General features: G+C 73.4%; 2 protein-coding genes. One reads left to right on the top strand and one right to left on the bottom strand.

Going from position 1 to position 2,088, the window contains the following annotated elements:
- Positions 1–387: 387 nt before the first annotated feature.
- A complete protein-coding gene (locus ACFV61_RS31820; RefSeq protein ID WP_063351889.1) occupies positions 388–969 on the bottom strand; it encodes a TetR/AcrR family transcriptional regulator in 582 nt (193 codons plus the stop codon).
- A gap of 84 nt (positions 970–1,053) precedes the next feature.
- Here ACFV61_RS31820 and ACFV61_RS31815 point away from each other — a divergent pair, with 84 nt between their 5' ends.
- Entirely contained in the window at positions 1,054–1,935 is an 882-nt protein-coding gene (locus ACFV61_RS31815; RefSeq protein ID WP_380495403.1) for an SDR family oxidoreductase, read from the top strand.
- Positions 1,936–2,088 lie beyond the last annotated feature (153 nt).

Below are 2,088 nucleotides of genomic sequence, written 5' to 3'. Positions count from 1 at the left end.
CGCCCGCGGGGGGCGGGGCACCCGGGGGGGGGTGGGGGGGTGGGCGGCGCCCAAGGGCGGCGGGCGGCCCCCCGCCGCTCGGCGGTCAGTTTCATGGCGAAGGTCTCCTCCCGCGCGCCGCAACCGCCGCGAGCAGGATCGCCTCTCCCGAGACGAGGCGTCGACGCGCAGATCAGATCGGCCGGGCGCGACTCGCGCCGCCGTCGACCAAGTCCAGGAACAGCCGGACCGACACCGCCTCGCCGGAGGCATCCGCGTGTCTCACCGATAACCCTCCGAGAAGGGAAGCCGTGATCCAGCACTCTCCGTATCCACTCTACGCGGCAGCAAACGGCGGCAGGATTCCTCGTAGCGGCCGATACGGGGCTCAGCGGAGATCGGCGGAGCTCAGTGGAGCACAGCGACTGCCGCGCGGAGTTCGTCGAACGCGGCGCGCGTGTGGGGCGCCAGCCCGCCGGGGTCCTCGTCGTGGCTGGGGTCGGTCCACCGGGCGTAGCCGAGCCTGAACGCGAGGACGCCGAGTTCGGCGGCCACCTGCGCCGTGGGTTCCGCGACGTTCCGTCGCTTCAGCGCGTCGACCATCGCCGTGGCCATGCCGATGCACTTCAGCACGTTGCGCGCCTGCAACTCCGCGTTCGCCTCGATCGCCGCGTGCAGCAGCGGGCTGAGCTCGCGGTTGAACGACGTCATCTCGCCCGATGCGCGTTCGAGTCCGGCCGCGACGGCCGTCATCGGCGTCGCGTCCGCGGGGGCGCCGTCGATGCCCTCGGCCAGCAGGCGGCTGAGCGCCGTCTGTCCCATGGTGAGGATCTCGCGCTTGTCGGTGAAGTGGCGGAAGAAGGTGCTCCGCGTGAGCCCTGCCCGCTCGGTGATCTGAGCGACGGTCGTTTCGTCGTAGCCCTGCTCGGCGAACAGGCCTAGCGCAGCCACGACCAGGCGCTGTCGGGCATCGGGTTTCCATCGCGGCATATTGCCAGTCTAGATGACGGGACAAGTGTCGCATCGCGTCGTACAGTGATGGGACAACAGTCGCATCACTCCTCGGAGCTCACCATGCGCGTCTTCATCACCGGCGGCACAGGCCTGATCGGCTCTGCCGTCGTCACCGAACTGCTCGCCGCAGGCCACCTGGTCACCGCCCTCGCCCGATCCGACGCCTCCGCGGCCGGCGCGAAAACCGCCGGCGCCGACGTGCTCCGCGGCGGGCTCGCCGACCTCGACGTGCTGCGGACCGGCGCGGAACAGGCGGACGGCGTCATCCACCTCGCCTTCAGCAACGACTTCAGCTCGCCCGACGCACTCGCGCGAGGGATCGCCGAGGAGAGCGCCGCACTCGCGGCCCTCGGCGACACCCTCGTCGGCACGAACAGGCCTCTCGTCACCGCGTCCGGCACGCCCCTCGTGGCGGGACGCGCCTCGACCGAGGAGGACCCGCTGCCGCTGGACGGCCCCGTCAGCGGACGCAGCCTGTCGGTGAACCGCACACTCGCACTCGCCTCACGCGGCGTGCGCAGCTCGGCGGTACGGCTGCCGCGCACGGTCCACAACCGGGGCCAGGGCGGGTTCGCCGGGCTGCTCACCGGCATCGCCCGCGGCACCGGCGTCGTCGGCTACCCCGGAGACGGCGCGCAGCGCTGGCCCGCCGTCCACGCGCTCGACGCCGCCGTCCTGTTCCGGCTCGCCCTGGAGAAGGCCCCGGCCGGAAGCGCGTGGCACGCCGTCGCCGACGAAGGCGACGCGGTACGCGACATCGCCTCGGTCATCGGACGACGACTCGGCCTTCCGGTCGAGCCGGTGCCGCAGGAGAGTTTCGGCCCCCTCGGCCCGGTCTTCGCGGCCGACCAGCCCGCCTCCAGCGCTCACACCCGTACCGCCCTCGGCTGGAAGCCGACGCACCCGGGCCTGCTCGCGGACCTGGAGAACATCGAAGCCTGAGCCGCCTGCCGGGCTGCCGGACGGACCGGCAGCCGCCAGGAAACCCGGCCCCGGGGGGCGCCCCCGGCGGGGGGGGCCCCCGCGCGCGGTGGCCGGCCGCCGCGGCGTCCCCGGGGGCCGCCACCATGTTCACCCGCTGCCTCGGGCTGGAAC

It is taken from the genome of Kitasatospora sp. NPDC059817, assembly GCF_042731835.1.
Lineage (GTDB): Bacteria > Actinomycetota > Actinomycetes > Streptomycetales > Streptomycetaceae > Kitasatospora.
Note: the sequence above shows the minus strand (reverse complement) of the source record. Positions and strands in the feature narration are given on the sequence as shown.